This is a genomic window from Kitasatospora sp. NPDC057518 (genome assembly GCF_042802075.1).
Classification (GTDB): Bacteria; Actinomycetota; Actinomycetes; order Streptomycetales; family Streptomycetaceae; genus Kitasatospora.
In genome coordinates, this window is the sequence record NZ_JBHVEU010000465.1 from 1 (window position 1) to 7035 (window position 7035).

Consider the following 7035-nt stretch of genomic DNA (forward strand, 5'->3'; position numbering starts at 1 on the left):
GGTCCGCGGGCAGCCGCACGGTCATTCCTGACGGTTCGTCACTCGCCGTAGCCCTGGCCGCGCTTGTGCTCGTTCAGCCGGCGCCACGGGCCGCTGATCGCCAGCTGGATGCCCGGGGTCTGGATGTTGGCGAACAGGGTCTTGCCGTCGTCCGAGAAGGTCACCCCGGTGAACTCGCTGAACTCGGGCTTCTCGGCGGTGCCGATGTTCAGCTCGTTGCGGGCGATCGGGTAGACCAGCCCGTCCTCGGTGGCGCCGAACAGGTGCGAGACGCCCTCGCCGTCCTCGCAGATCACGATGCCGCCGTACGGCGAGACGGTGATGTTGTCCGGGCCGTCGAAGTTGTCGTGGTCGCCCCAGACGTCGGTGTTGACGCCCAGCAGCACCTTCAGGGTGATGGTGCGGCGGGCCGGGTTGTAGAACCAGACCTGGCCGTCGTGCTGGAGCGGGCTCTCCGAACGGGCGAAGCTGGAGACGAAGTAGAAGCCGCCGTCACCCCACCACATGCCCTCCAGCTTGCGGGCGCGGCTGACCTCGCCGTCCTTGAACTGCTTGCGCACCGAGACGGTCCTGGCGTCGCGGTCCTGGACCTTGACCCAGTCCACGCCGTAGGTGGTGCCGACCTTGGTGGCGCGGGAGAGGTCGTCGACGAACTTGCCCTGGGCGTCGAAGACCTTGAAGGCCTCCAGCACACCGGCGTCGGCGGCGAGCTTGCGCAGCTGGTAGCGGCCGTGCTTGAAGCCGGCCGGCGGGGTCCAGCGGAACAGCAGGCCGTTCGGGTTCGAGGCGTCCTCGGTCAGGTAGACCTGGCCGCGCTTCGGGTCCACGACCACGGCCTCGTGCGCGTAGCGGCCGAAGGCCTTCACCGGCTGCGGGTCCCGGTTGTAGTCGTCGTCGAAGGGGTCGACCTCGAAGATGTAGCCGTGGTCCTTGGTGAAGCCGTTCTTGCCGGCCTTGTCCTCGGTCTCCTCGCCGGACAGCCAGGTGCCCCACGGGGTCACGCCGCCCGCGCAGTTGGTGGCGGTGCCGGCGATGCCGACCCACTGCTCGACCGAGCCGTCCCGCTTGGCGTGCACGATGGTGCAGCCGCCGGCCGCGCCCGGGTCGTAGACGTGGCCCTCGGCCAGCGGCACCGGGTGCGGCCAGTTGGCGCGGGCGCCGGCCAGCTCGTGGTTGACGACCATCAGGTTGCCGCCGCGCTCGTCCTCGAAGGCGGAGGTGCCGTCGTGGTTGCTCGGGGTGAACTCGCCGGTGCGCAGCTTGGTGACGCCGGCCCGGTTGAGGACCTTGTACGAGAAGCCCTTCGGCAGGGAGAGCAGGCCGGCCGGGTCCTGGACCAGCTGGCCGTAGCCGACGGCGGTGCCGCCGGCCGAGTTGGTCCCGGCGGCCGCGGCGACCGGGGCCTCGCCGCCGACCGGGGCGGCGATCGCGCCCGGGGCGCTGGCCAGCGCCTCGGCACCGCCGGCGATCAGCACGCCGGCCCCGACGAGGGTGGAACGGTTGACGAAGTCCCGACGGGACAGCGACATGGCAGCAACTCCTGAGGATGAGCGGGGGCGCCGGTGCGGGATGCCGACGCCCAGCAGGCTCCGCCGGGCGGGTGAACCCGGCATGACGCCCACCTCACGCCCAGGCGGCCATTTGCCGACCGATGACCTTCACATGACCTGTGCTTTACTGAGGCCCCCGCCGGCCCGCCCGGCCCGCCCGACCCGTCAGCGCCGCGCCGCCCGCCACTGCTCCCAGGCCGACAGCCACAGCTGCTCGGCCAGCCGCTGCTCCTCCCAGACCCCCGCCCCGCCGCCGCCCGGCCGCTCCCGCCACAGCTGCGCCCAGGCCCGCTGCGCCGGCAGGCTCGCCACCTCGCTCGCGAACACCGTGTACCGGACGACCTCCTCGACGGCCGCCTCCCCCTCCGCCGTGCCGACCAGCCAGTGCGTCTGCTGGGACAGCCGGTTGAGGTGGTTCACCATCGAGGTCACCGCCGCCGCGGCCTCCTCCCGGGTCTCGGTGGCCAGCCGCATCTGCTGGCGCACCGCCGCCTCCCAGCGCACCGCGCCGACCTCCCCGCGCAGCCCGCGCGGCAGCCTCGGCGTGCGCCCCACCCGCACCTGCGCCTCGATCGCGGCGGACTCGGCGACGCTCTGCGCGATCAGCGCCCGGTGCGCCTCCATCCCGACGGCGGGCGGCAGTTCACGCTCCTCGACCGGCACCCGGCGGGCCCGCCGGGCGGCCAGGTCGCGCAGCAGCTCGGTGCGGCCGCGCAGGCAGCCCTCGAAGTCGCCGATCGCGCCGAGCTCCACCGCGCCGGGGGCCACCCCGCGCGCGCACACCGTCACGGTCAGCCCGCCGACCCGCAGCCGCCCGGCCCACACCGGCTCCGGACCGTCCGCCGCCGGGGCGCCGGGCTCCGGCACCGGCCGGTCCTCGTGCACCTCCACCGCGCAGGGCTCGCCGTCCACTGTGATCCACGCGCGCAACGCCCGTACCCGGCCCGGCCCGTCGCCCTCGTCGACGCCCAACTGCTCGTAGACGCGGTCCCGTTCGTCCTCGACCAGGTCTTCCAGCTCGGGCAGCCGCTCGCCCGGTTCGGACCCCGGCCGGTAGGTGCGCACGGTCACGTACGGGCCGGCCGCCGAGCGCCAGTCGCCGCACTGGACCTCGACCCAGCGCAGCTCGCCGCCGGAGGTCTCGAAGGCGGCCAGCGCCTCACCGGCCAACGCCCCGTCGGCCGTCATCGTCCCGCCCGCGGGGACCCCTCCCGCGGGGGCCTGCCCCGCGGCCACGCCGTACACCGGGAAGTCGGCCGCCGCCAGGGTCCGGCGGGAGAACTCCTCCTGGTCGGCGAACCGGTCGACGGGCCTGCCCGCGGGCCGACCGGCACCCTGCTCGGCCGACCGGTCCAGTGGCCGGTCCGCGGGCCGACCGGTGAAACGGTCCTCCCGGACCGGCCGGTCCGGGGCCGGGGCGGACCCCGAGGACCCGGCGTCCCGCTTCTGGTGCCTGCCGCCGCTCTCCCGCATCATCCTGTGCCGCACCCCCGAGACCTCGCACCCGCACCGCTGACGCCACCTTACGTGGCCGCAGCTGCCGGGTCATCAGCTCGGCCCCCGGACGGGGGTGGTGGCCGTGTCAGGGCGCCCGGTTGTCAGCCGCCCTCCCTAACCTGGCGGCATGACAGCTCAGAACGACGCAGCACAGGACCGCACCGGGCAGGGCGCCTTCCCCGCCCGGATCAGCATCGTCACCCTCGGGGTGACCGACCTCGACGAGAGCGCCCGCTTCTACGAGGCGCTCGGCTGGAAGCGCTCCACCGCCTCCAGCCCGGAGATCGTCTGGTTCCGCACCGCCGACTCGGTGCTCGGCCTCTTCCCCACCGACGAGCTGGCCGCCGACGCGGGCGTGCCCGCCACCGGCGAGCCCTCCTTCCGCGGCGTCACCCTCGCGGTGAACCTGGAGTCCCCCGCGCTGGTGGACGCCGCGCTGCGGACGGCGGTCGAGGCCGGCGCCGTGGTGGTCAAGCCGCCGGTCCCGACCGACTGGGGCGGCTACTCCGGCTACTTCGAGGACCCGGACGGCCACCTCTGGGAGCTGGCCCACAACCCGTTCTTCCCCTTCACCGAGGACGGCTCACTGGACCTTCCCTAGACCGCCGTACGGTGCGCCCGGAAGGCTCAGCTCCTGGAGCGCGCCTTGAACGCCGCCTTGCGCGCCTCCTTGGCCAGCGCCCGGTCCGGGTGCAGCTCCCCGATCGCCTCCAGGACGTCCGCCGTGTACGGGTGGTCGACCCGCCACAGCTCGCCGAACCACCCCGCCGGATCGCCGTTCACCGGCAGGTCGGCGACCAGCTCGCCCAGCAGCTCGGCGTCCCCGCCGTTGTCCAGCAGCTGGGCGGCGAAGGTGTCGACCACCGTCCACAGCGCCATCGCCCGGTCCGGCACCGGGACGTCCGTCGCCCCCTGCGCGGTCAGCCAGGCCCGCACCGCACCGCCCAGCTCCGGGTCGTCCATGACCTCCCGGGCGGCCGGCTCCGCGCCCGGCCCGAGCAGGTTGAGCGCCGAGACGCCGAGCATCCGGCGCAGCGGCCCGTAGCCGTCGGAGCCGCGCGCCGCCGCGAGCAGCTCGCGCGCCGCCGCCACCGGCTCCCGGTCGGCGGTCCACGCCCGCAGCTCCTCCTCCGGCAGCACGTTGGCCGACTCGCACACCCCGCGCAGCAGCTCGGCCGCGTCCCCCTTGGCCAGGTCGCCGACCAGCGGCGCGTCGTAGCCGTCCTCCAGCAGCCACTGCCGGATGCCGTACTGGCCGAGCGGGGTGAGCCGGACCAGCCCGAAGCGGGCCGACTCCTCCTCGTCCAGCGGCTCCTCGCCGACCACGGCGGGCTCCTCGCCGTCCTCCTCGTCGAACAGCTCGGGGTCGATCGGGCGGTAGTCCAGCAGGCCCAGCTCGGCGAGGTCGCCCAGCATCGGGTCCAGCGCGACCATCACGTCCGTGATGTCGCCGAGCAGTTCCTCGCTGGGCTCCTCGCCCTCCGGGACGACCAGCAGCGCGGCCAGCACGCCCAGCGGCACGGTCTCGTTGCCGGGCTCGGCGAAGGCGGTGGTCTCGTAGAGCACCTGCAGGGCCTCGTCCAGCAGCTCGGCGGCCTCGTCACGGGCCTCCTCGACCTCGGAGAGCGCGTCCTCGTCCTCCTCGCCCTCCCCGGCCCCGGCCTCCCCGGCGCCCTCCTCCGGGCCGGAGTCCGCCTCGACGGCCAGCTCCCGGACGATCCCGGCGGCGGTCAGCCACAGCTCCAGGACGGTCTCCGGGTCGCCCTGCTCGGCGGGCTCCAGGTCCGGGCCGGGGACGGCGACGTGCTCGCCCTCCGCGGTCGTACCGAGCTCCACCAGGTCCAGGTCGCAGGCCAGCGACCAGGCCCGCAGCGCCTCGACCTCGGCCTCCTCGGGCACCTCGCCCTCGGCCGGGGCCAGGCCCAGCAGCCGGGCCGCGGGCGCCCGGTCCGCCTCGACCAGGTCGCCGAACTCGTCCACCTCCCGGTGCGGGGCGGACCAGCGGGCCAGCGCCAGCGCGTACCCGAACATCGGTACGGCCTTCGCCTGCTCGGCCAGCTCGCGCTCGGCGGGCAGCTTCACCGGCGGGACCAGGACGGCCGCGTCGTCCAGGTCCTCGTCGTCCAGCCCGTGCGCGGCGAACGCCCCGTAGAGGTCCTGGAGCTCCAGGTCGGCGGGCAGCACCGCCTCGGCCGCGCCCTCACCCGTCGAAGCCCCGGTGTTCTTGCGACGTCGTCCGGCCATCGTTGTGCGCTCTCCCTCAGCCCAGCGGTCAGCCCAACAGCGCCGCGTACCGATCCATCACCTCAGCGTATAGGCCGGGCACCCCCGACGCCCGGCCGTACGGGGCGCACCCAGGGGCGCGCGCCATGGGCGTACGCCCACCCCTTATCCTTCGGTCTGGTACCGCGCACACCCCGCGCGTGCCACCGGGGCAACGAAGCCCAACCGCCCTCCGCCCGACCCCGGGCCGGAGGGGCCCTCTTCAGCTCACCTCGCCCCACCAGGGAGCCCGTACCCTCGGCCACCACCACAGCGCCTCCGGACGGGCGCGCCGGCACACCCCGCCGACCCCGGTGGTGCCCGGCCACAGGAGACCCCTGCCATGGCGGACCTCTCCCCCGCCGGCTCCGGCCTGCGCACCGCGCAGCTCGACGGACGCCGACTGTCGGAGGCCCTGCTTCCCCCGGAGCTCGCGCCGCGCGCCCAGCTCCGGCTCGCCGCGATCAGCCGCTGGAACGCGCTGCGCGGCGTCCGCGTCGGCCTGGTGGCCGCCGCCCTGCTGCTGATGCTGATCGGCGCCAACCTGGCCACACCGATCTACTCGCTCCTCCAGCAGCGGCTGCACCTCACCGCGCTCGACACCACCGTCCTGTTCGCGATCTACGTGCTGGCGCTGGTCCCGGTCCTGGCCGTGGTCGGCCACTGGTCCGACCACCTCGGCCGCCGCGCCCTGATCCTGCCCGCCGTCGCGCTGTCCGCCGTCGGCGACGTCGTGTTCGCCACCTCCGACAGCTTCTGGCAGCTCGCCGCCGGCCGGGCCGTCCAGGGCATCGCCGTCGGCCTGTCCACCGGCGCCGCCGGAGCCGCCCTCGGCGACCTGCTGCCCGACCACCCGACCCTGGCCGCCAAGATCACCCTGGCCTGTTCCGCGGGCGGCGTCGCCCTCGGCCCGGTGGTCGGCGCCCTGCTGGCCGGCGGCTCCGACCCGCTGCCGACCCCCTTCCTGCTGCACGCCATCGCCCTGCTCGCGCTCTGCGTGCCGCTGGCCCTCCTCCACCCCCGGATGCCCGGCCGCAGCCGCCCGCCGGCCTCTCCGCCCCGCATCACCACCCCGGCCCACCTGCGCCCCCAGCGCCTGCGGCTGCCGCGCACCGGGCGCCGCGAGTTCCTGCTCGCCGCCACCGCCGGCTTCATCTCCTACGCGGTGTTCGGCGTCTACCTCAGCCTGGCCCCGGCCTTCGCCGCCAAGCTGCTGCACACCGACTCCAAGCTGGTCGGCGCGATCGTGGCCGCCCTCCTGCTCGGCTCCTCGGCCGCCACCCAGCTGCTCGTCCCGCCGACCTCCGACCGCGTGGTGACCGCCCTCGGCATGACCGGCCTGGCCACCGGCCTCGGCCTGGTCGTCGCCGCCCAGTACACCGGCACCCCGGCACTGCTCTTCATCGGCAGCGTCCTCGGCGGCGTCTCCCAGGGCGTCGCCTTCCGCTCCCTGTTCACCAGCGCCGTCACCGCGATGAACCCGGAACGCCGCGGCTCCGAACTGAGCGCCCTCTGGGTCATCGTCTACCTCGGCAGCTCCGCCCCCATCATCGCCCTCGGCGCCCTCGTCCAGACCTACGGCCTCCTCCCCTCCGTCAGCGGCTTCGCCGCCCTCGCCGCCCTCGCCTGCACCGCCCTCGCCATCGCCGTCGCCCGCAAACCCAAGCCCACGGCCTGACGACCCACCCACAGAACGCCGCTGCCCGGGACTTCCGAAGAAGTCCCG

General features: G+C 74.9%; 5 protein-coding genes. 2 read left to right on the forward strand and 3 right to left on the reverse strand.

The window, feature by feature from the left end; all coding sequences use genetic code 11:
* Nucleotides 1–38: 38 nt before the first annotated feature.
* Nucleotides 39–1529 carry an alkaline phosphatase PhoX gene (locus tag ACFU7Z_RS33260; protein WP_380781617.1) on the reverse strand — a complete coding sequence of 497 codons (1491 nt, stop codon included), beginning with the start codon at nucleotides 1527–1529 and terminating at the stop codon, nucleotides 39–41.
* Between the two features lie 186 nt (nucleotides 1530–1715).
* The gene (locus ACFU7Z_RS33265) at nucleotides 1716–3026 is read right to left on the reverse strand and encodes a hypothetical protein (protein ID WP_380781619.1); all 1311 of its coding nucleotides are present in this window, start codon (nucleotides 3024–3026) and stop codon (nucleotides 1716–1718) included.
* Between the two features lie 148 nt (nucleotides 3027–3174).
* Between ACFU7Z_RS33265 and ACFU7Z_RS33270 the strand changes: the two genes are divergently transcribed.
* A complete protein-coding gene (locus ACFU7Z_RS33270) occupies nucleotides 3175–3648 on the forward strand; it encodes a VOC family protein (protein WP_049650575.1) in 474 nt (157 codons plus the stop codon).
* Nucleotides 3649–3674: 26 nt separating this feature from the next.
* Here ACFU7Z_RS33270 and ACFU7Z_RS33275 read toward each other — a convergent pair whose 3' ends face one another.
* Entirely contained in the window at nucleotides 3675–5291 is a 1617-nt protein-coding gene (locus ACFU7Z_RS33275; protein ID WP_234348299.1) for a hypothetical protein, read from the reverse strand.
* A 361-nt stretch (nucleotides 5292–5652) separates the two neighbouring features.
* On the opposite strand from ACFU7Z_RS33275, the gene ACFU7Z_RS33280 reads away from it, so the two are divergent.
* On the forward strand, nucleotides 5653–6987 hold the full coding sequence (locus ACFU7Z_RS33280) for an MFS transporter (protein ID WP_380781621.1): 1335 nt from the start codon (nucleotides 5653–5655) through the stop codon (nucleotides 6985–6987).
* The last annotated feature ends 48 nt before the right edge of the window (nucleotides 6988–7035 follow it).

Excerpts from the sequence above, each read along its gene's own strand:
- ACFU7Z_RS33275 (WP_234348299.1), bottom strand. The coding sequence starts at position 5,291 with ATGGCCGGACGACGTCGCAAGAACACCGGGGCTTCGACGGGTGAGGGC.
- ACFU7Z_RS33260 (WP_380781617.1), bottom strand. The coding sequence starts at position 1,529 with ATGTCGCTGTCCCGTCGGGACTTCGTCAACCGTTCCACCCTCGTCGGG.
- ACFU7Z_RS33270 (WP_049650575.1), top strand. The coding sequence starts at position 3,175 with ATGACAGCTCAGAACGACGCAGCACAGGACCGCACCGGGCAGGGCGCC.
- ACFU7Z_RS33265 (WP_380781619.1), bottom strand. The coding sequence starts at position 3,026 with ATGATGCGGGAGAGCGGCGGCAGGCACCAGAAGCGGGACGCCGGGTCC.
- ACFU7Z_RS33280 (WP_380781621.1), top strand. The coding sequence starts at position 5,653 with ATGGCGGACCTCTCCCCCGCCGGCTCCGGCCTGCGCACCGCGCAGCTC.